The sequence below is a fragment of the Streptomyces sp. NPDC042371 genome (assembly GCF_056437465.1).
In genome coordinates this window covers 131,274-151,994 of record NZ_JBWKAP010000011.1, presented here as the reverse complement: position 1 = coordinate 151,994, position 20,721 = coordinate 131,274, and the positions used below count along the sequence as shown (strand labels likewise).

Below are 20,721 nucleotides of genomic sequence, written 5' to 3'. Positions count from 1 at the left end.
GGATTCCCCGAAGCCGCCGCTCCGCTCCCCCAGCCGCCCCGGACGGCACCCGGAGCGCCGGAGCAGCTCCGCGCAAGGGCCGCCCGGAGCGGGAAACCGGCCGAAACGACGACGGGCGTCCCGGTGGGTACCGGAACGCCCGTCGTGCTGTCCTGCGAGCCGCCTCAGGCGGTGATCTCAGACGGTGATCAGCGCCTCCAGAGGCGCCCCGTCGAGGGCCTGCTCCAGCTTCTGCCGGCCGTCGAGGAAGCCGAGCTCCATGAGGACCGCGACACCGGCCACCTCGGCGCCCGAGCGGCGGATCAGGTCCACCGAGGCCACGGCGGTGCCACCGGTGGCGAGGACGTCGTCGATGACCATGACGCGGTCGCCCGCGGCCAGGTCCTCGGCGTGCACCTCGATCTCGGCGCTGCCGTACTCCAGGTCGTAGCTCTGCCGGAGCGTCGCTCCGGGGAGCTTGCCCGCCTTGCGTACGGGGATGAAGCCGAGCCCCGCGCGGAGCGCGACGGGGGCGCCGAGGATGAAGCCGCGGGCCTCCAGGCCGACGATCTTCGTGGCGCCGTGCCGCACGCTCAGGTCCGCCAGCGTCTCCGTGAGCGCCGCGAAGGCGGCCGGATCGGCGAGCAGCGGCGTGATGTCCTTGAACATCACGCCCGGCTTCGGGTAGTCCGGGACGTCACGGATGCGGCTGAGCAGCAGCTCCGTGACGCCTGCGAGCTCGGTCATCGGCGCTTCCCCGAGGGCCGGCCCCGGCCGCGGTTGCGCGACGCGGGCTGGCTGCGGGGGCCGACGACGGCCGGGGCGGCGTCATCGGCGATGTCGTCCTCCGGGTCCCCGTCGTCGAAGGACTCCGGCGCCTCCGCGGACTCGCCCTTGGCCGCGGCCGCCGCGCGCTTGGCGAGCACCCGCTTCTTGAGGGCCTTCATCTGCGGCTCGCGCTCCTTGAAGTCGGCGACGAGCGGCGTGGCGATGAAGATCGAGGAGTACGCACCGGCCGCGAGGCCGACGAACAGCGACAGCGAGATGTCGTTGAGCATGCCCGCGCCCAGCGCACCGCCACCGATGAAGAGCAGGCCCGCCACCGGGAGCAGCGCGACGACCGTGGTGTTGATGGAGCGCACCAGGGTGCCGTTGATGCTGCGGTTGGCGAGTTCGCTGTACGTGTACTTGGTCTGCTTGGTGATGTCCTTCGACTGCTCCTTCAAGCTGTCGAAGACCACCACCGTGTCGTAGAGCGAGTATCCGAGAATGGTCAGCAGACCGATCACCGTGCCCGGTGTGACCTCGAAGCCGACCAGTGCGTACACACCCACGGTGATGGTGATGTCGTGGATCAGTGCGATGAGTGCCGCCAGGGCCATGCGCCATTCGAAGGCGATGGCCAGGTAGATCACGACGAGGACCATGAAGATGGCCAGGCCCTGCCAGGCCTTGTTCGCGATCTGGTCGCCCCAGCTGGGGCCGACCAGGTCGGCGTCGATGTCGCCCGCCTTCACGTCGAGGTCCTCGGCCAGCGACTTCTTGATCTGGTCGGACTTCTTGATGTCGACGCCCGCGATCTGGATGCGGAGCTTGTCGCCGCCCAGCTTCTGGACGATCGCGTCGTGACCGGACGCCTTCTCCGCGGACTCCTCGGCGTGGGAGACCGAGGCGCTGGTCTTCGGGGTGTTGAAGACGGCGCCGCCCTCGAACTCGATGCCCATGTTCAGGCCGCGCACCGCCAGGCCGACGATGGCCGTGATGGTGATCAGGATCGAGATGCCGTACCAGATCTTGCGCTTGCCGACGAAGTCGTAGCCGACCTCACCGCGGTAGAGCCTGGCGCCGAGATTGCCGAGCTTCGACATCTCACGCCTCCTTCGGGTCGACAGGGCCGGCGGTGGGAGGAGTGGTGCGTCGGGACCGGCGCAGCGGCGGCTTGGCGCCGAGCCGCTTCGGGTCGAGACCGGACCACTTGTGACCGCTCGCGAAGAACTTCTTGCGGGCCATCAGCGTCATCAGCGGCTTGGTGAAGAAGAACACCACGACGACGTCGAGCAGCGTGGTCAGGCCGAGCGTGAACGCGAAGCCCTGCACCTTGCCGACCGTGACGACGAAGAGCACCGCGGCGGCGAGGAACGACACGAAGTCGGAGACCAGGATCGTGCGCCGGGCGCGCGGCCAGCCCCTCTCGACGGCGGGCCGCAGCGTGCGGCCCTCACGGATCTCGTCCCGCACGCGTTCGAAGAACACGATGAACGAGTCCGCGGTAATACCGATCGCAACGATCGCACCACACACCGCGGGCAGGTTCAGCGCGAACTTAATGGTCGGGCCGAGCAGCGTCATGATCGTGTACGTCAGCGCCGCGGAGACCAGGAGGCTCGCGATGGCGATGAGCGAAAGGCCGCGGTAGTAGGCCACCAGGTAGATGATGACGAGCGCGAGGCCGATGGCGCCCGCGATCAGACCCGCCTTGAGCTGCTCGCCACCGAGGGCCGGGCTGACCGTGGTGACGCTCTGCTCGTGGAACGTCAGCGGCAGGGCACCGTAGGACAGGATGTTCGCCAGGTCCTTGGCGGAGTTCTGGTCGAAGCTGCCGGAGATCTCGGCGTTGGAGTTCAGGGTCGTCCGGACGCTGGGGGCCGAGGCCACCTCACCGTCGAGGACGATCGCGAACTGGTTCTGCGGGGGCTGCTGCTGCGACAGCTTGCTGGTGACCGCCGAGAACTTCTTCGAGCCGCCCTTGGTGAACTCCATGTTGACCACCCAGGCACCGGACTGCTGCTGGATGGCCGCCTTGGCGTCGTCGACGTCCTTACCGTTCAGCTCGGCCGGGGCCAGGATGAACTTGTCCCACGTCTTGCCGTCGGGGCTCTTGCCGCACGCGATGGTGGGGTCGGAGGGCTTGATGCCACGACCTGCCGCGGCACGCGCCTTCTTGTCGGTGCAGTCCAGCTTGGTGAACTGCTCCTGGAGCTTGGCGGTGGCCGGGTCGGGCTTGGGCGTCTCGTCCTTCTTGCCGCCCTCGTCCTGGGCCTTGTCCGAGGCGTTCGGCGTCGGGTCGGCCTTCAGGGCCTCGCTGACGGCGCGGCCCTGGGAGGTCGGGGTGGAGGTCGGGGACTTCCCCTTGTCCGTGGCCTTGTCGGTGGCCTTGTCCGTCGCCTTGTCGGTGGCCTTGTCCTTGTCCGTCCCGGACGAGGAGCTGGGCGTGGGGTTGGGCGTGGGCTGGCCGCTGGTCTGCGTGATCACCGGACGGAAGTAGAGCTGAGCGGTCGTACCGACCTGCTCGCGCGCCTGCTTCTCGTTCGAACCCTTGGGGATGTTGACAATGATGTTCTTGTCGCCCTGGGTCTGAACCTCGGCCTCGGAGACACCGAGACCGTTGACACGGTTGTTGATGATGTCAACCGCGGTGTTCATGTTGGTCGGGTTGATCGCGTTCTTCTGACCGGGCTCGTTCTTCGCCTCGAGCGTGATGCTCGTACCGCCTGCGAGGTCGATGCCCAGGCGCGGCGTGGTGTGCCCGGAAAGGAACATTCCCCCGGTCAGCGCCACGAGGGCGATCAGGATGAAGACCAGAGAGCGTCCCGGCTTGCCCGGGGCGCTCTGCCTTCGGCCCTTCTTCGGTGCTGCCACCTTCTCGTTCTCCCTGTCCAACCGCCCGGTCCCCGGTCTGCCCCCCTGCAGTGCGGGAGCCCGGTCGGGCGGCCATGAAGTGGTGTCGAGATTCGGCGCGAAATGCACGTGGTCCGGGGCCCGTGGTGCGCGAGCGGTGCGCCCCACAGGCCCCGGTCGTGACTACTTCGCGTCGGACTCGCCGTCGGTCTTCTTCGGCTCCGCGTCGTCGGCCCCGGCGGCCGCGTCCTTCTTGCCGAGGTCGATGGGCGAGTCGTCGGAAGCGTCGGCGGGCTCGTCGGTCTCGGTCAGGGAGGAGGCGTCGTCCGGGACGACGGGGGCGTCCTCGTTCAGGTCGTCCTCGGTGCCGTGCACGATGCGGTTGTACTCGTCGTCGTCGAGGACGGCGCCGATCGAGTTCTTCGCGTAAACCGCGTGGACACCGGGGGCCACCTCAAGGAGGACGGCTTCGTCGTGAACCTCCTTGACGGTCGCGTACATGCCACCGATCGTGCGGATGCCGGTGCCGGGCTGCATCTCGTTACGCATCGACGCGGCGGCCTGCTGCTTCTTCTTGGCCGAGCGGGTCATCAGGAACATGGCCCCGATGAGCACGATGAACGGGAGGAGGGTCACGATATTCACGGGACGGAATTTCCTTCGCAGACCGCGCAGGTAAGCGGCCATTGGGATGGGGGTGGGCACACCGCCCGACAAGGGCGGCATCGGCGGAGTCTAAGCGAGTCCGCGCCTAACGAACAACGCTCAGCATGGCACCGACGTTCCTGAGGGGTCGACTCTCCGCGCCGTTGTCCTTCGGCCGCGGCGCCGTCTCGCCGATATCACGCCCCGAACAGGTCCTGTTGTCCCTTTCCGCCCGTCTGCCGCGGGGGTACCAGGCCGAGGTGCGCCCATGCCGCGGGGGTCCCGACGCGGCCGCGCGGGGTGCGGGCCAGCAGACCCTCCCGTACCAGGAAGGGCTCCGCCACCTCCTCGACCGTCTCGCGCTCCTCCCCCACGGCGACCGCGAGCGTCGACAGGCCGACGGGGCCGCCGCCGAACAGCTTGAGCAGGGCCTCCAGGACGGCCCGGTCGAGGCGGTCGAGTCCGCGCTCGTCCACTTCGTAGACCGCGAGGGCCGCGCCCGCGATGTCCTGGGTGATCGCTCCGTCGGCCTTCACCTGGGCGTAGTCCCTGACGCGGCGCAGCAGGCGGTTGGCGATACGGGGCGTGCCGCGCGAGCGGCCCGCGATCTCGGCGGCGCCCTGCGGGTCGATCTCCACGTCGAGCAGCTGGGCGGAGCGGTGGACGACGCGCTCCAGCTCCGCGGGTTCGTAGAACTCCATGTGCGCGGTGAAGCCGAAGCGGTCGCGCAGCGGCGGCGGGAGCAGTCCCGCGCGCGTGGTGGCACCGACGAGGGTGAAGGGGGGCAGTTCGAGGGGGATGGCGGTGGCGCCGGGGCCCTTGCCGACGATGACGTCGACGCGGAAGTCCTCCATGGCCATGTAGAGCATTTCCTCGGCGGGCCGGGACATCCGGTGGATCTCGTCGAGGAAGAGGACCTCGCCCTCCTGGAGGGAGGAGAGGATCGCGGCCAGGTCGCCTGCGTGCTGGATGGCGGGGCCGCTGGTGATGCGGATCGGGGCGCCCATCTCGGCGGCGATGATCATCGAGAGGGTCGTCTTGCCGAGGCCGGGGGCTCCGGAGAGCAGCACGTGGTCGGCGGTGGCGCCGCGCGCGCGGGCCGCCCGCAGGACGAGGTCGAGCTGCTCGCGGACCTTCTCCTGGCCGATGAACTCGCCCAGGTCCTTGGGGCGCAGGGCGGCCTCGACCGCCTGGTCCTCGCCGTCGGCGGACGCACCGACGAGCCGCTCGGCCGCGTCGGCAGCTTCGTCGGCGTCGTGGGTGGGGTCGTCCCAGTTCATGCGGTGTGCCTCGCGATGCGGTCGGTTCAGGGGGTGGCCGTCGGGGGGAGTCAGCGGGGCTGGCTAGCGGGTGCGGTTGAGGGTCTGGAGGGCGGCCTTCAGGAGCTGTCCGACCTGCGGGGCGCCCTCGCTGGCCTCGGCCTGCGGGGTGACGGCGACGACGGCCTCGTCGGCCTCGCGCGTGGCGTACCCGAGGCCGATCAGGGCCGCGTGCAGCTGGTCGCGCCAGCCTGCGGTGACGGCCGTGCCGATCGCGGGGCCGCCGGTGCCGAGGGGCTCGCCGAGGCGGTCCTTGTACTCCAGGAGGAGCTTCTGGGCGCCCTTCTTGCCGATGCCTGGGACGGCCGTGAGGGCCTTCTCGTCACTGGTGGCGACCGCGCGGCGCAGGGCGTCGGGGCTGTGCACGGCGAGCATGGCCTGGGCGAGGCGCGGGCCCACGCCGCTCGCGGTCTGCAGCAGCTCGAAGGTCTGGCGCTCGTCGTCGTCCGCGAAGCCGTACAGGGTGAGGGAGTCCTCCCGTACGACAAGGGAGGTGGCGAGCTTGGCCTGCTGGCCGACGCGGAGGGTGGAGAGCGTGTTCGGCGTGCACTGGACGGCCATGCCGATGCCGCCGACCTCGACCACCGCGGCATCGGGGGCGAGGGCGGCTACGGGGCCGCTGACGAAGGCGATCATGCGGTACGGCCTTTCTGTGCGGTGGGAGACTTCGATGCGTGCAGGGCTACGGCCTGCTGGAGACGGTTCTGGGCGACGGCCTGTTGCAGCCGGTTCTGGGCGGGGGCGCGCCAGATGTGACAGATGGCGAGGGCCAGGGCGTCGGCCGCGTCGGCGGGCTTGGGGGGCGCGTCGAGCCGCAGGAGGCGGGTGACCATCGCGCCGACCTGCGCCTTGTCGGCGCGGCCGCTGCCGGTGACGGCGGCCTTGACCTCGCTGGGGGTGTGCAGGGCGACGGGGATGCCGCGGCGCGAGGCGCAGAGCATGGCGACGGCGCTGGCCTGGGCGGTGCCCATCACCGTGCGCACATTGTGCTGGCTGAACACGCGCTCGACGGCGACGACTTCGGGGCCGTGCTCGTCGAGCCACTGCTCGATGCCCTGCTCGATGGCGACGAGGCGGTGCCCCAACTCCGCGTCGGCCGGAGTCCGAACGACCCCGACGCCTCGCATGGTCAAGGGGCGTCCCGCGACGCCTTCGACGACCCCCACACCACACCGGGTCAGACCCGGGTCGACCCCCAGCACGCGCACGTAGCCCCTCCAATCACCTGTCCGTGCAGGTTATCGGGTCCCTCTGACAACGCGATGGGCCGACGGGGGTGTGTCCCGTCGGCCCATGCGCACCCTAGGGGGCGCGGTCCTGCATCGAGCGGAGCGCTTTACGCGTCGACCTTCGCCATGACCTCGTCGGAGACGTCGAAGTTGGCGAAGACGTTCTGCACGTCGTCGCTGTCCTCCAGGGCGTCGATCAGCTTGAAGATCTTCCGGGCGCCGTCCTCGTCCAGCTCGACCTGCATGGTCGGGACGAAGTTGGCGTCGGCCGAGTCGTAGTCGATACCGGCCTCCTGGAGCGCGGTGCGGACCGCGACCAGGTCGGTGGCCTCGGAGAGCACCTCGAAGGACTCGCCCAGGTCGTTGACCTCTTCGGCGCCCGCGTCGAGGACGGCACCGAGGACGTCGTCCTCGGACAGCTCGCCCTTGGGGACGACCACGACGCCCTTGCGGTTGAACAGGTACGAGACGGAGCCCGGGTCGGCCATGTTGCCGCCGTTGCGCGTCATGGCGACGCGCACGTCGGAGGCGGCGCGGTTGCGGTTGTCGGTGAGGCACTCGATGAGCACCGCGACGCCGTTCGGGCCGTAGCCCTCGTACATGATCGTCTCGTAGTCGGCGCCACCGGCTTCGAGACCGGCACCGCGCTTGACCGCGGAGTCGATGTTCTTGTTCGGGACCGAGCTCTTCTTGGCCTTCTGGATGGCGTCGAAGAGGGTCGGGTTACCGGACACGTCGGCGCCGCCCGTGCGGGCCGCCACCTCGATGTTCTTGATCATCTTCGCGAAGAGCTTGCCGCGCTTGGCGTCGATCACGGCCTTCTTGTGCTTCGTCGTAGCCCATTTAGAGTGGCCGGACATCTGCCTGTCTCCTTCGCGTTACCCAACAACCAGTACGAACTCTCCCAGACCTTAAGGCTCCGGGGGGATCCCCGGAGATCCTACAAGGATCCCGCGCGCGGGTTACCCCGAGCCATCTCCACGAACAGTGCGTGCACCCGGTGGTCGCCCGTCAGCTCCGGATGGAACGACGTGGCGAGCGCGTTGCCCTGGCGCACGGCGACGATGTGGCCCGCGTGCTCGGCGAGCACCTCCACCTCCGCGCCGACCGACTCCACCCAGGGCGCCCGGATGAACACGCCCTCCACCGGGGCGCCTTCGACACCCCGGACGTCGACGGCCGCCTCGAACGACTCGTTCTGCCGCCCGAACGCGTTGCGCCGCACGATCATGTCGATGCCGCCCACCGTCTCCTGGCCCGAGCGCGGGTCGAGGATCTTGTCGGCGAGCATGATCATGCCCGCACAGCTGCCGTAGACCGGCATGCCGTCCCGCACGCGCGCGCGGAGGGGCTCCATCAGGCCGAAGAGGGTGGCCAGCTTGGAGATGGTGGTGGACTCCCCGCCGGGGATGACCAGGCCGTCGACCTCGGCGAGCTCTTCGGGGCGCCGGACCGGCCTGGCCACGGCGTCAGCCGAGGCCAGGGCGATCAGGTGCTCCCGCACGTCCCCCTGGAGGGCGAGGACGCCCACCACGGGGGTGGCCGCTGCCGGAGTGGCCGCTGCGGGAGCGGTCATCACCAGCCCCGGTTCGCGTAGCGCTCGGTCTCGGGCAGGGTGTCGCAGTTGATGCCGACCATGGCCTCGCCGAGGTTGCGGGAGGCGTCGGCGATGATCTTCGGGTCGTCGAAGAACGTCGTGGCCTTCACGATGGCGGCGGCGCGGCGGGCCGGGTCGCCGGACTTGAAGATGCCGGAGCCGACGAAGACGCCCTCGGCGCCGAGCTGGCGCATCAGGGCGGCGTCGGCGGGGGTGGCGACGCCACCGGCGGAGAAGAGGACGACCGGGAGCTTGCCGAGCTCGGCGGTCTCCTTGACCAGCTCGTACGGGGCGCGGAGGTCCTTGGCGGCGGCGTACAGCTCGTTGTTGTCGTAGCCGCGCAGCTTGGCGATCTCGTTCTTGATCTGGCGCAGGTGGCGGACGGCCTCGACGACGTTGCCGGTACCGGCCTCGCCCTTGGAGCGGATCATCGCGGCGCCCTCGGCGATGCGGCGCAGGGCCTCGCCCAGGTTGGTGGCGCCACACACGAACGGGGTCGTGAACGCGAACTTGTCGCTGTGGTTGACCTCGTCGGCCGGGGTGAGGACCTCGGACTCGTCGATGTAGTCGACGCCCAGGGACTGCAGGACCTGGGCCTCCACGAAGTGGCCGATGCGGGACTTGGCCATGACCGGGATCGAGACGGCCTCGATGATCTCTTCGATCATGTTCGGGTCCGACATCCGGGCCACGCCGCCGTCCTTGCGGATGTCGGCGGGCACCCGCTCCAGCGCCATGACGGCGACCGCGCCGGCGTCCTCGGCTATCTTCGCCTGCTCGGCGTTGACGACGTCCATGATCACGCCGCCCTTGAGCTGCTCGGCCATGCCGCGCTTCACGCGCGCGGTGCCGGTCTCGGGCGTCGGGTTGCTGCTGGCGGGGGTGGTGGGCACGGACACGGGGTTGACCTCGCTCGCTGAAGAGGATTTCTGCAGCTCCGAGGAAACGCCCGCGGACCAGGCCACAGCAAGGGCCAATGGATGACCGGTGGCTCATTTTCCGCGAACGCGGCTGGTCAGGGCCGTGCCGACCCCTTGCTGACCCCGTGCTGACCAGCGCCTTCGCGCCTGCGCGTCTGCTACGTGGTGGCGCGGTCGGCCAGTGCCGTCGGCGGCTCGTCGTCCATCTCGAACGCCATCGGGAAGGGCGCGTGGCCCGCGAGCCGGAACCAACGGACCTTGCGGTGGCGGCGCAGGGCGCGGGCGGCGCGCACGGCGTCGTTGTGGAAGCGGCGGGCCATCGGTACCCGGCGTACGGCCGCGGCCAGCTCGGTGGCGGCCTCGTCCCCGCCCGGGGCCTCACGGACCGCCTCGACCTGCTGGACCTCGCCGAAGATGGCGCGCAGCGCCTGGCTGAGCTCGCTCTCGGCGACCTCGCGATGCTCCTCCTCCGCCTGTCTGGCCGCATGCGCCGCTTCGTAGAGCACGATCGACGCGGCCGGGTCAAGCACTCCGGAGGTGGCCAGCTCCTGGGCGACCGAGGCGCGGCGCAGCAGTTGGGCGTCGAGGGCGGCGCGCGCGGCGTCGATGCGCGCGTGCAGCCGGTCGAGCCGTCCGGCGGTCCAGCTCAGATAGAGGCCGATCGCGAAGAGGGCTGCCGCGATCCAGATCAAGGTGGAGGTCACGGGCGGCAAGGCTACCTTCGGGCGAGGGCGCCTTGAACCGGGCCACGGCGCCCGGCACCCCACGCACCGTCCTTGGGGGCTCCGCCCCCGAACCCCCCGCGGCACGGGCAGTCTCCGCGCCGCGCGCCGTCTCCGGGGGCTCCGCCCCCGAACCCCCGGTCCTCAGACGCCGGACGGGCTGATTACAAGCCGCCCCGGTGCTTGCACCGCCCCTCAGCCCTTCTGTGCCAACCCGAACCGCGCCCGAAAGCCGGAGCGTTCGTCCGTGGCGACCGATGTCGCGCCGTCCGTGACCGTTTCGTAGACCGCGAGGATGTCGGAGCCGACCGTCGACCAGTCGAAGCGGCGTACGTGTGCGCTACCTCGTTCGCGCAGGCCCTCCCGGCGTTCGGGGTCGGCCAGGAGGCGTACCGCGGACTTCGCGAGGGACTCCGCGTCCTCGTTGCTGAAGAGGTCGCCCGCCGCGCCCTGGTCCAGGACCTGGGCGAAGGCGTCCAGGTCGCTGGCGAGCACGGGCGCGCCCGCGGACATCGCCTCGACGAGGATGATCCCGAAGCTCTCGCCGCCGGTGTTGGGGGCGACGTACAGGTCGACGCTGCGCAGCAGCCGCGCCTTGTCCTCGTCGCTGACCATGCCGAGGAACTCCACCCGGGAGCGCAGCTCGACGGGGAGGGAGGACACCGCCTCCTCCTCGTCGCCGCGGCCCGCGACCAGCAGGCGCGCGTTCGGGCGCTCGGCGAAGATCTGCGGGAGCGCCTTCATGAGGACCGGGAGTCCCTTGCGGGGCTCGTCGATGCGTCCGATGAAGCCGATCGTCTCGCCCTGCCACTCGGGCTTGGGCTCGGCACCGGCGAAGAAGCCGACGTCGACGCCGTTCGGGATGACGACCGCGTCGCCGCCGAGGTGCTCGACGAGCGTGCGCCGCGCGTACTCGCTCACCGCGATGCGCGCGCTGATCTTCTCCAGGGCGGGCTGCAGGATCGGGTACGCGGCGATCATCGCCCGCGAGCGCGGGTTGGACGTGTGGAACGTCGCGACGATGGGGCCCTGCGCGGCCCAGCAGGTGAGCAGGCCCAGGGAGGGCGACGCGGGCTCGTGGATGTGGATGACGTCGAACGTGCCCTCGTGCAGCCAGCGGCGTACCCGCGCGGCCGACAGGAAGCCGAAGTTGAGCCGCGCCACCGAGCCGTTGTAGGGCACGGGAACGGCCCGTCCCGCCGACACGACGTACGACGGGAGCGGGGTCTCGTCGTCGGCCGGGGCGAGGACGGAGACCTCGTGCCCCAGGCGGATGAGGTGCTCCGCCAGATCACGGATGTGGAACTGGACGCCGCCCGGCACGTCCCACGAGTACGGGCAGACGATGCCGATCCTCACGATGCCTCCCCCGCCGGGGCCTGCGGGCCCTGATCGGCGCGGGGCGCGAGGTCGGGACGGGGTTCCAGGTCGGCGAGCCACAGACGCTGCAGCATGTGCCAGTCCTCCGGGTGGTCGGCGATACCGGTGGCGAAGGCGTCGGCCAGCGCCTGTGTCATGACAGACGTCTTCTCCACCCGGGTACCTGTCTCGGGAACGTCGACGGGCGGATGGATACGGCCCTTCATGACGGGCGATTCGTCATACCAGAGGGTGACGGGCAGCAACAGGGCTCCGGTCTGCTGGGCCAGCATCGCCGGGCCCGCGGGCATCCGGGCCGCGTCTCCGAAGAACTTCACCTCGACGCCGGACGCCGACAGATCGCGGTCCGCGACGAGACAGACGAGGCCGCCCGCGCGAAGGCGCCGTGCCAGCGTCCCGAAGGCGGAGCCTCCGGTGTGCGGCAGGACCTCCATGCCGAGGCTTTCGCGGTAGGCGACGAAGCGGTCGTACAGCGTCTCGGGCTTGAGCCGCTCGGCGACCGTCGTGAAGGGGGTCTCCAGCTTGGTGGTGACCCAGGCGCCCGCGAGGTCCCAGTTGCCCAGGTGCGGCAGGGCGAGGATCACGCCCTTGCCCGCGGCGAGCCCGTCGGTCAGGTGGTGGACGTCCTTGACGTCGAAGCCGCCCTCGACCCGCTCCCTGCTCCAGGACGGCAGCCGGAAGGACTCCATCCAGTACCGCAGGTAGGAGCGCATGCCCGCTCTGGAGAGCTCGGTCAGCCGCTGCGGGCTCGCGTCGGGCACCACGCGCGCGAGGTTGGACTCCAGCCGCAGTACGCCCTTGCCGCGCCGTTTCCAGACCGTGTCGGCGATGGTCCTGCCGAGCCGCTCGGCGACCGGCTCGGGGAGCTTCTTGACGGTGCTCCAGCCGAGCCCGTACAGCCCGTCGGTGAGTCGGTCCTTCACTGCGCGGCCTCACTCTCCTGCGTCGCCGAGTTCGCCGGGGGCGTCGGGCCGGTCGGGTCCGAGGCGGCGTCCGCCTCCGCCGACTCACGGCGCACGGTCACGACGCGCTGGACGAGGGTGACCATGCTGCCGGCCGCGACGGCCCACAGGGCGATGGGCAGCAGGATCTGGATGCCCGGGACGCCGAACTTGTGCAGGCCCGCAAGGCCCGCGGCGACCAGCGTGATCACCAGGCGCTCGGCGCGCTCCACCAGGCCGTTGACGGCGACGGGCAGGCCGATGGCCTCGCCGCGCGCCTTCGTGTACGAGACCACCTGGCCGCTGGCCAGACAGAAGATGGAGACGGCGCAGAGGATGTTGTCGTCGCCCGATCCCGCGTACCAGAGGGCGAGACCGCCGAAGATCGCGCTGTCCGCCACCCGGTCGAGCGTCGAGTCCAGGAACGCGCCCCAGCGGCTGGAGCGGCCCAGCTGGCGTGCCATGTTGCCGTCGACGAGGTCCGAGAAGACGAACGACGTGATGACGATCACGCCCCAGAAGAGCTCACCCCGCGGGAAGAAGACCAGCGCTCCCGCCACCACACCGGCCGTGCCGATGAAGGTGACCGCGTCGGGGCTGACCCCACGGCGGATGAGAAACGCGGCGAACGGCGTGAGGACACGCGTGAAGAATGCACGCGCGTACTTGTTCAGCATGGCCTTCCCGAGGGTTCGGTGCGCCGCGCGGCCCCGTTGGCCACCGGCTGGCCCATCGTAGTCACGACGTTGACGGACCGGCTCGCGCCCTCACGATCGCGTACGACGTATGGACGCAGAGTGACCCGAGTGGAAAGCTCGAAAGCATGACGGGCGCCGTCGGAGCCGCCCCGCACTCGGCCCCGCGCGTCCGCGAGCAGCCAGCATCCCCGAGGGGGCTGAGCCTCCTCACCGTGCACGTAACCGGGAGGCCAAGGCATGGGCGACAAGGCGAACGCACACCCCGGAGCCGCCGGCAGGGCAGCATCGGCCGACCAGCCCGCGTCCGTACGGAATGTGGTGCTGGTCGGCCACAGCGGATCGGGCAAGACGACTCTGGTGGAGGCCCTCGCGCTGACGGCGGGGGCGGTAAACCGGGCGGGTCGCGTGGAGGACGGCGGCACCGTCTCCGACTACGACGAGATCGAGCACCGGCAGCAGCGCTCGGTGCAGCTGTCGCTGGTCCCCGTGGAGTGGGGCGGCTTCAAGATCAACCTACTGGACACACCCGGGTACGCCGACTTCGTCGGGGAGCTGAGGGCCGGTCTGCGCGCGGCGGACGCGGCCCTTTTCGTCGTCTCGGCGGCCGAGGGCGTCGAGGGTATCGCCGGCGCGACCCGGATGGTGTGGGAGGAGTGCGCGGCGGTCGGCATGCCGCGGGCCATCGTGATCACGCACCTGGAGTCGGCCCGCGCGGACTTCACGGCGATGACCCGCACCTGCGCGCAGGCGTTCGGCGCGGACGACCCCGACGCAGTGGTGCCGCTCTACCTGCCGCTCCACGGCGAGCAGGGACCGGACGGCCACGCCCCGGTGACCGGTCTGATCGGGCTGCTCTCGCAGCGGATATTCGACTACGCCTCCGGTGAGCGCAAGGAGTCCGAGCCGGGCGCCGACCAGCTCCCGCTGATCGAGGAGGCGCGCAACACCCTGATCGAGGGGATCATCGCCGAGAGCGAGGACGAGTCCCTGATGGACCGCTACCTCGGCGGCGAGAGCATCGACTTCAAGACATTGGTGGACGACCTGGAGCGGGCGGTCGCGCGGGGCATCTTCCATCCGGTGCTCGCCGCAGCGCCCGCCGCGGAGGGCGCCCGCCAGGGCATCGGCACCGTCGAGCTCCTCGAGCTGATCACCGGCGGCTTCCCCACCCCGCTCGAACACCCGGCGCCCGCCGTGACCACCCCCGGCGGCAAGGCGCGCCCCCCGCTCACCTGCGACCCCCACGGCCCCCTGGCCGCCGAGGTCGTGAAGACCGCATCCGACCCCTACGTGGGGCGGGTCTCCCTCGTCCGCGTCTTCTCCGGCACCCTGCGCCCCGACGAGACGGTGCACGTGTCCGGGCACGGCCTCGCCGACCGCGGCCACGAGGACCACGACGTCGACGAGCGCATCGGCGCGCTCTCCGCCCCTTTCGGCAAGCAGCAGCGCACGCTCACCCAGTGCGTCGCGGGCGACCTGGCGTGCGTGGCCAAGCTGAACCGCGCGGAGACCGGCGACACCCTGTCCGCCAAGGACGACCCGCTCCTGATGGAGCCCTGGGACATGCCGGACCCGCTCCTGCCGCTCGCCATCCAGGCGCACAGCAAGGCCGACGAGGACAAGCTGTCGCAGGGCCTGTCGCGGCTCGTCGCCGAGGACCCGACGATGCGGCTCGAACAGAACCAGGACACGCACCAGGTGGTCCTGTGGTGCCTGGGCGAGGCACACGCGGACGTGGCCCTGGAGCGGCTGCGCAGCCGGTACGGCGTCCAGGTCGACGTGGTGCCGTACAAGGTCTCCCTTCGGGAGACGTTCGCGGGCAAGTGCGGTGGCCGGGGCCGCCATGTGAAGCAGTCCGGCGGGCACGGGCAGTACGCGATCTGTGAGATCGAGGTGGAGCCGCTGCCGGGCGGCAGCGGCATCGAGTTCGTCGACAAGGTCGTGGGCGGCGCGGTCCCGCGGCAGTTCATCCCGTCCGTCGAGAAGGGGGTGCGCGCGCAGGCGGCGAAGGGCGTCGCCGCCGGGTACGCGCTCATCGACGTGCGCATCACGCTCCTGGACGGCAAGGCGCACTCGGTGGACTCGTCCGACGCCGCGTTCCAGACGGCGGGCGCACTCGCGCTGCGGGAGGCGGCCTCGGGCGCCAGGATCCACCTGCTCGAACCGGTCGCCGAGGTGCAGGTGCTGGTCGGCGACGACTACGTGGGCGCGGTGATGAGCGACCTGTCGGGACGCAGGGGCCGGGTGGTCGGCACCGAGCAGGCAGCGGGCGGGCGGACCCTCGTGCGGGCCGAGGTGCCCGAGATCGAGATCGGCCGGTACGCGGTGGACCTGAGGTCCCTCTCGCAGGGCACCGCGCGCTTCAACCGTACGTACGCACGCCACGAGCCGATGCCTCCGCAGCTCTCCGAGAAGATCCGCGAACGGGCGCACGACGGCTCGTAGTTGCCGAGTTCGGGCGCATGCCGTCCGCCCCTCCTGCCGGGCGGACGGCATTCGGCCGCCCCCTGACGGATGTCGGTGCGCCCGGATACGCTGATGACCTGATCAACAGATGCGCCGGGCGGCAACAGGTGTGCCGGACAGGGAAGTCGGGAAGAGCCGCAGCAGCGAAGGCGTCGCGGCGATGGGGGCGGCAGTGGCGGACGATGTATTCGACTTCAGGCCCGGGGCCCAGGTTCCGCTCTCGGGTGCCGCGGGTCAGACCGCGGCGACGCACGCCCTTGCCTCGGCGGCGTATCGCGACGGAGATGTGGACGGCATCCTCGCGGCCAACAACGAGTGGCACAAGTCCGAGGTGAAGTCCGGAATCTGGTCGCTCTTCAAGCCGAATCTGGGCGAGGCGTTCGCGCGGACCGTGCAGGTGCGGATGCTGGGCGGCGGCCGCAGTCCGCTCATCCAGTCCTTCGGGACCGAGCCGCAGGCCGTCGTCGAGCACTGCCTCGCGGCGAACCGCATCCGCAAGGAGCGCGACAGCTGGCTGACCGCCGTGACGGTGCTGTGCGGTGTGCTCTTCCTGCCGGGTCTGATCCTCTGGCTCCTCGTCTTCACCATCCGGCGGCAGGTCGCCAAGAGCGAGAACAAGCGCACGGGCGCGCTCGCGACGGCCGTGCTGGTCGCGGTGGGCGTCCTCGCCGCGGTCGCCCTGCTCAAGCTGCCGTTCGGCGGCTTCTGGGCCTGGTATCTGCGCGCGGCGATCGTGCTGCCCGTGGTGGGCTGGTTCTGGGCGAAGCAGATCGCCGAGCGCACCGCAAGGGACCTGCGCGAGCGCTGGTCGGGCCTGCTCGCGGGCGGCGGCATCGGCGCCAAGATCCCCGAGGCGGTGCCCGGCAGCCCCGGCGAGACGGCCGCCGAGCGGCTGCGCCAGGGCCTCGCCAGGCTCTCCGCCGAGCAGCAGAGCAACTCCGTGTTCTACGCCGGACCCAAGGGCATACTGGGCATGGGCACGCGCTGGGGCAGCTGGCAGCTGGCCGAGGAGCTGGTCCCGGCCGAGGACGGCAAGGAGATCCACCCCTTCCGCAGCTGGGACGTCATACGGGCGGTGCACGACCAGCTGCGCATGCTGGAGCGCGGCCCGCTGCACACCGGCGGCTTCCCCGCCCCCGACATAAACCACTGGATCGTCTCGCCCATCGGGGAGAACGCCAAGTCCGTGTCCCGCCCCACCGGCACGGACGTCGAGGCCTTCCAGATCCGCGGCCACGAGATACAGCGGATCTGCAACGAGCAGCAGTTCGGCAGCGGCAACCGCCACTACCTGGGCGTGCAGTTCACGCTCTGGGACGGCCAGTTGGTCATCACGATGCTGATCACGGTGACCGTGCTGCACGAGACGCTGCGCATCGAGGTCACCGGCCATGCCCTCGGCCCCGTGCACTCGCTGTTCACCACGAAGCCCTCGCCGAAGACGAAGACGGTCGCCAAGCCGATCAGGTTCTGGGAGACCACCACCCGCAACCTGCCGCTGATCGACGCGGACGAGGTCGTGCGCCTCGCGGTCCGCGCCCCCTTCACCTGGTACCCGCCGATCCTGGACCACCTCGGCGGCAAGCTGGTCCTGCCCGAGCCGTTCGGCCTGCGGCACGCCTGGGCCGACAAGCCGTGGCGCCACCGCTTCATGGCGGACGACGCGCTGCGCGCCGCCACTCCGGTGCTGCGCGTGGTGCACTCGGCCGCGATCAAGGTCCTCGACGAGAACGGCGTGAACACGGAGAAGTTCGGCGCCCGTTCCGGCTTCCTCAGCGGGGCGATCCAGGACCCGATGCCGAGGAAGGCCGACGTGTACGACGCGTGAGGGAAGGGGGCGGCGGGCCTCACGCGGCCCACCGCCCCCTGGTCCCTCACCGGTAGCCGGGGCTACCGCCGCGGGCCGACGATCAGATGGCCTCCCACAGGGCGGGAACGTTCGGCGGCTCCCAGCCCGGATAGGCGGTGTGGCCCTGGATGCAGCGGTAGCGGACGCCGTTGTAGGTCACGACGTCACCCGCCGCATAGGTGGCACCCAGCTGCCAGGTGGTCTCACCGCCACCACCCGGCACCGTGAGGGTGTAGGTGGTGGTGTGGCTGACGGCTCCGCTGCCGGTGAAGGTCAGCGTGTAGGTGCCGGGAGCCGCGCCCGAGGCGACCTCGACGGTGGCCGTCGCGGACTCGCCCGAGAGCACCGAATCGGGGCTGATGGAGACGCTCACCCCGGCCGGGGCCCCTGAGGCCGAGAGCCCCACCTTCTGCGCCGACCCACTGGTCGTCGCGGTGGCGAGGGTGACCTTCGCGGAGGAACCGCGCTCGACCGTGCCCGAGGCCGGGTCGGCGGAGAGGGAGAAGTCGTCCGTCGGGGCGGGCTTGTCGCCGACCGCCGTCTTCCAGAGCGCGTACGCGACCCCGTCCGTGCTGCGGTCCAGCGAGGTGGCGCTGACGTTGGCGGTGGTGTCACAGGCGGAGTGGTAGCACGAGTCGTACGAACGGCCCGCGGTGCCGCCCCACTTCGCGGCCTCGGCCGCGGACTTCGTGGCCGACGCGCCAGTGGCGTAGCCGGAGGTCGGGATGCCGACGCGCTGGAAGGAGGCGTCGTCCGAGCGCCCCTGTCCCTCGACGTTCTCCTGGGGTGCGAGGTTGAGGGACGTCCAGTAGTCCCGCAGCGGGACCGAGGCCGACGAGGTCAGGTTGTTGATGAAGTACCCGGCGTTACTGGAGCCGATCATGTCGAAGTTGTAGTACGCCTTGATCTTGGCGCGTTCCGTGGCCGAGAGCGATCCGGCGTAGTAGTCGGAGCCGTTGAGGCCCTGCTCCTCATCGGTCCACCAGGCGAAGCGGACGCGGTTCTTCATGGTGGGGTTGTTCTGTGCCAGGGTCAGCGCGGCCTCCAGGATCGCGGCGGATCCGGAGCCGTTGTCGTTGATTCCGGGTCCCGCGGCCACGCCGTCGAGGTGCGCGCCGAACATGTAGACGCTGTTCGCGTCGCCCTGCGGCCACTCGGCGATCAGGTTGTTGCCCGCACCGGCGGAGCAGCCGGAGGCGCAGCTCTGCTCGGTGACCTTGTATCCGGCGGCCTCCAGCTTGCCCTTGACGTACGCGAGGGAGGCCCGGTAACCGGCGCCGGTCGACCGGCGGTTGCCGCCGTTCTGCGAGGCGATGGTGTTGAACTGCGTCAGGTGCGCCCGGACCTTCTCCACATCGATGTCCGGCGGCTGCGTCGGGTTGCCGCCACCGCCCACGGTCAGCGTGTACTGGGCGGTGTGCGTCTTGGTGCCCGCGGTGCCGGTGACGGTGATCGGATAGGTGCCGGGCGTGGTGGACCCCGCAGTGGTGATCTTCATGGTGGCGTTGGAGCCGGACGTGACGGTCCCCGGGTCGAACGAGACGTTCACGCCGGTCGGTGCGCCCGAGGCGGTCAGCGAGATCTGCTGGGCGCTGCCGGTCACGGTCGTGGTGTTGACCGTCCCGGAGGTCGAGGCACCCGGCTCGACCTTCCCCGAGGCCGGGCTGAGACCGAGGGAGAAGTCGTTCTGCTGCCCGGTGCAGGTCGGGTCACCGCTCTGGGCCGGGATGCTGATGGCGTCCCAGGCCGCCTTGGTGGCGTTGAAGAGGTCGCAGCTCGCGTCGAGGTTCTTCGCCGAGGTGAGCGTGGCGGTGCGGTAGCGCTTGTACGTCATGCCGCTGGTCTTGAGCAGCATGGCGCCGTAGAAGATCTTTCCGGCGTTCTTGTTGCCCACGCCGGTCACCTGCTGGTTGTTGCAGGTGGGGCTGGAGGGCTTGCCGCCGCCGGGGTTGGAGCCCTCGGCAAGCAGATAGAACCAGTGGTTCATGGGCCCGGCCGCCTTGTGCTCCTCCGTGTTGGGGATCGAGGCGGAGTAGCAGTTGGGGTCGTTGTTGACCCGGCTCGGGTCGTACATGTTCCGGATCGGGCCGCGCCCCTGGAGGTTGATCATTTCCCCGACGGTGTAGTCGGGGGTGTCGTAGGGGGCGGGCTGGTTGATGTACGCCTCGGTCAGGGCGCCCATGATGTCGCCGGTCGCCTCGCCCAGGCCGCTCTCGTGGTTCGCGCCGCCGGGCGTGTTGGAGTCCAGACCGTGGCCGAACTCGTGGGCGACGACGTCGACTCCGGCGATCCACTCATTGGCGCTGTTGTGGCCGATGGTGACGGAGGAGCCGTCCCAGTAGGCGTTGAGCTCGTTGAGGCCCACGCTCACCGGCCAGCTGCCGCCGTTGCCGTTGTGGCCGTTGCGGCCGAACCACTCCTTGAGCATGCTCCACTGCTTCTGCGCGGCGAACATCACGTCGACGCAGCCGGTCTCCCGGCTGGTGGGGTTCCCGGTGCCCCAGTCGTCGGTCGCCTTGCTGAACACGCTGCCCTGGTAGCTCGAACACTGGAGGCCGGGCCGGGTGGTGTCGCGCAGCACGTAGTTGCTGCCCGACCGGGAGGTGTCGATGGTCAGCGGGTCGGGGCCGTTCCACTTGCTGTGGCCGCTGCCCGCGCGCACGTCGTCGTAGGTGTCGACGACCTTGCCGGTGAGCGCGTTGACGAAGACGTGCAGCTTGCTGGGGTCACCCGCTTTGGTCTTGCCGGTCAGCCGGGTCTCCCAGGCGAGCGTGGACACGTCCTTCTTCACCCGGATCACCAGGCGCTTGGAGTCGACCTTCTTCACCGACGCCAGCTTCGCGCGGCTGGTCCTGACCGCCTGGGCGGCCGTCACCTCCGCCTTGGTGGTGACCGAGATCCGCGCTTCGGTCGCGGACTGGACGGACCGGACCTTTCCCTTGCCGTCGGCGAGGACCACGGCGTCCCCGCCCACTACCGGCAGTCCGCGGTAGGTGCGTTCGTACGCGACCGAGTAGAGGCCCTTGGTCCAGGGGGTGACCTGATGCCGGTCGTACTGCTCCTCGGGCCCCTTGGCCAGCGAGTCGAGGCCGCTGCGCACCGCCTTGTCGGCGGCGGCGACGGCCTTGGCGAGGGGGTCCGGCTTGCCCGCGGAAGGCGCGCCCTGCGCCGCCGAGGCGAGCGACGCCGGTAGCGTCAGCCCCGCGAGAACCATGACCAGGGTTATCCCGGCCGCGGTGGGTCTTCTGAGCATCACGGCTCCTTGTGAGAGGTGTTGAGGCTCCGTCGGGCCAGGGGGAGCACGTGTGCGTCAGGCCGTGCGGTCGTACCCGTTACGTCGATTCCGGACTGGCGGTGA

17 protein-coding genes are annotated in these 20,721 nt (G+C 70.5%); 2 read left to right on the top strand and 15 right to left on the bottom strand.

From position 1 onward, the window contains the following. Nucleotides 1–177 precede the first annotated feature (177 nt). The 14 genes from AC068B_RS30905 to pgsA form a co-directional block, all read right to left on the bottom strand. Nucleotides 178–726 carry an adenine phosphoribosyltransferase gene (locus AC068B_RS30905; RefSeq protein WP_478674853.1) on the bottom strand — a complete coding sequence of 183 codons (549 nt, stop codon included), beginning with the start codon at nt 724–726 and terminating at the stop codon, nt 178–180. After that, nucleotides 723–1,847 carry a protein translocase subunit SecF gene (gene secF / locus AC068B_RS30900; RefSeq protein ID WP_356258648.1) on the bottom strand — a complete coding sequence of 375 codons (1,125 nt, stop codon included), beginning with the start codon at nt 1,845–1,847 and terminating at the stop codon, nt 723–725. The genes AC068B_RS30905 and secF overlap by 4 nt, the downstream gene beginning before the upstream one ends. A gap of 1 nt (nt 1,848) precedes the next feature. Next, nucleotides 1,849–3,618, bottom strand: a complete 1,770-nt coding sequence (gene secD / locus AC068B_RS30895) for a protein translocase subunit SecD (RefSeq protein ID WP_478674852.1) — start codon at nt 3,616–3,618, stop codon at nt 1,849–1,851. A gap of 162 nt (nt 3,619–3,780) precedes the next feature. Continuing rightward, nucleotides 3,781–4,242: a preprotein translocase subunit YajC gene (gene yajC, locus AC068B_RS30890; protein WP_356258644.1), complete on the bottom strand. Its 462-nt coding sequence runs from the start codon at nt 4,240–4,242 to the stop codon at nt 3,781–3,783. A 197-nt stretch (nt 4,243–4,439) separates the two neighbouring features. After that, entirely contained in the window at nt 4,440–5,522 is a 1,083-nt protein-coding gene (gene ruvB, locus AC068B_RS30885) for a Holliday junction branch migration DNA helicase RuvB (protein WP_478674851.1), read from the bottom strand. A gap of 63 nt (nt 5,523–5,585) precedes the next feature. After that, the gene (ruvA, locus tag AC068B_RS30880) at nt 5,586–6,197 is read right to left on the bottom strand and encodes a Holliday junction branch migration protein RuvA (protein ID WP_478674850.1); all 612 of its coding nucleotides are present in this window, start codon (nt 6,195–6,197) and stop codon (nt 5,586–5,588) included. Then, on the bottom strand, nt 6,194–6,769 hold the full coding sequence (gene ruvC, locus AC068B_RS30875) for a crossover junction endodeoxyribonuclease RuvC (protein WP_478674849.1): 576 nt from the start codon (nt 6,767–6,769) through the stop codon (nt 6,194–6,196). Before ruvC ends, ruvA begins: the two co-directional genes overlap by 4 nt. A gap of 128 nt (nt 6,770–6,897) precedes the next feature. Further along, complete coding sequence (locus AC068B_RS30870; RefSeq protein WP_356258634.1) at nt 6,898–7,650, bottom strand: YebC/PmpR family DNA-binding transcriptional regulator; 753 nt, start codon at nt 7,648–7,650, stop codon at nt 6,898–6,900. 80 nt (nt 7,651–7,730) lie between these two features. Next, nucleotides 7,731–8,366: a pyridoxal 5'-phosphate synthase glutaminase subunit PdxT gene (gene pdxT / locus AC068B_RS30865; RefSeq protein ID WP_356258633.1), complete on the bottom strand. Its 636-nt coding sequence runs from the start codon at nt 8,364–8,366 to the stop codon at nt 7,731–7,733. After that, nucleotides 8,366–9,286 (bottom strand): pyridoxal 5'-phosphate synthase lyase subunit PdxS, encoded by a 921-nt coding sequence (gene pdxS / locus AC068B_RS30860; RefSeq protein WP_468569242.1) that lies wholly within the window; start codon nt 9,284–9,286, stop codon nt 8,366–8,368. Before pdxS ends, pdxT begins: the two co-directional genes overlap by 1 nt. A gap of 179 nt (nt 9,287–9,465) precedes the next feature. Further along, entirely contained in the window at nt 9,466–10,011 is a 546-nt protein-coding gene (locus AC068B_RS30855) for a LemA family protein (RefSeq protein ID WP_385941954.1), read from the bottom strand. 213 nt (nt 10,012–10,224) lie between these two features. Further along, nucleotides 10,225–11,388, bottom strand: coding sequence for a glycosyltransferase family 4 protein (locus AC068B_RS30850; RefSeq protein WP_478674848.1), 1,164 nt, complete (start codon nt 11,386–11,388; stop codon nt 10,225–10,227). Then, nucleotides 11,385–12,332 carry a phosphatidylinositol mannoside acyltransferase gene (locus AC068B_RS30845; RefSeq protein ID WP_478674847.1) on the bottom strand — a complete coding sequence of 316 codons (948 nt, stop codon included), beginning with the start codon at nt 12,330–12,332 and terminating at the stop codon, nt 11,385–11,387. Before AC068B_RS30845 ends, AC068B_RS30850 begins: the two co-directional genes overlap by 4 nt. Further along, on the bottom strand, nt 12,329–13,027 hold the full coding sequence (pgsA, locus tag AC068B_RS30840; protein WP_356258624.1) for a phosphatidylinositol phosphate synthase: 699 nt from the start codon (nt 13,025–13,027) through the stop codon (nt 12,329–12,331). Before pgsA ends, AC068B_RS30845 begins: the two co-directional genes overlap by 4 nt. Nucleotides 13,028–13,285: 258 nt before the next feature. Between pgsA and AC068B_RS30835 the strand changes: the two genes are divergently transcribed. Both AC068B_RS30835 and AC068B_RS30830 read left to right on the top strand, forming a co-directional pair. After that, nucleotides 13,286–15,493 carry an elongation factor G-like protein EF-G2 gene (locus AC068B_RS30835; protein ID WP_478674846.1) on the top strand — a complete coding sequence of 736 codons (2,208 nt, stop codon included), beginning with the start codon at nt 13,286–13,288 and terminating at the stop codon, nt 15,491–15,493. 181 nt (nt 15,494–15,674) lie between these two features. After that, on the top strand, nt 15,675–17,342 hold the full coding sequence (locus AC068B_RS30830) for a hypothetical protein (RefSeq protein ID WP_478674845.1): 1,668 nt from the start codon (nt 15,675–15,677) through the stop codon (nt 17,340–17,342). An 82-nt stretch (nt 17,343–17,424) separates the two neighbouring features. On the opposite strand, the gene AC068B_RS30825 is transcribed toward AC068B_RS30830, so the two are convergent. Further along, complete coding sequence (locus AC068B_RS30825; RefSeq protein WP_478674844.1) at nt 17,425–20,616, bottom strand: M20/M25/M40 family metallo-hydrolase; 3,192 nt, start codon at nt 20,614–20,616, stop codon at nt 17,425–17,427. Nucleotides 20,617–20,721: the final 105 nt, after the last annotated feature.

Excerpts from the sequence above, each read along its gene's own strand:
- AC068B_RS30905 (WP_478674853.1), bottom strand. The coding sequence starts at position 726 with ATGACCGAGCTCGCAGGCGTCACGGAGCTGCTGCTCAGCCGCATCCGT.
- secF (WP_356258648.1), bottom strand. The coding sequence starts at position 1,847 with ATGTCGAAGCTCGGCAATCTCGGCGCCAGGCTCTACCGCGGTGAGGTC.
- ruvB (WP_478674851.1), bottom strand. The coding sequence starts at position 5,522 with ATGAACTGGGACGACCCCACCCACGACGCCGACGAAGCTGCCGACGCG.
- ruvA (WP_478674850.1), bottom strand. The coding sequence starts at position 6,197 with ATGATCGCCTTCGTCAGCGGCCCCGTAGCCGCCCTCGCCCCCGATGCC.
- AC068B_RS30870 (WP_356258634.1), bottom strand. The coding sequence starts at position 7,650 with ATGTCCGGCCACTCTAAATGGGCTACGACGAAGCACAAGAAGGCCGTG.
- pdxT (WP_356258633.1), bottom strand. The coding sequence starts at position 8,366 with ATGACCGCTCCCGCAGCGGCCACTCCGGCAGCGGCCACCCCCGTGGTG.
- pgsA (WP_356258624.1), bottom strand. The coding sequence starts at position 13,027 with ATGCTGAACAAGTACGCGCGTGCATTCTTCACGCGTGTCCTCACGCCG.
- AC068B_RS30835 (WP_478674846.1), top strand. The coding sequence starts at position 13,286 with ATGGGCGACAAGGCGAACGCACACCCCGGAGCCGCCGGCAGGGCAGCA.
- AC068B_RS30830 (WP_478674845.1), top strand. The coding sequence starts at position 15,675 with ATGGGGGCGGCAGTGGCGGACGATGTATTCGACTTCAGGCCCGGGGCC.
- AC068B_RS30825 (WP_478674844.1), bottom strand. The coding sequence starts at position 20,616 with ATGCTCAGAAGACCCACCGCGGCCGGGATAACCCTGGTCATGGTTCTC.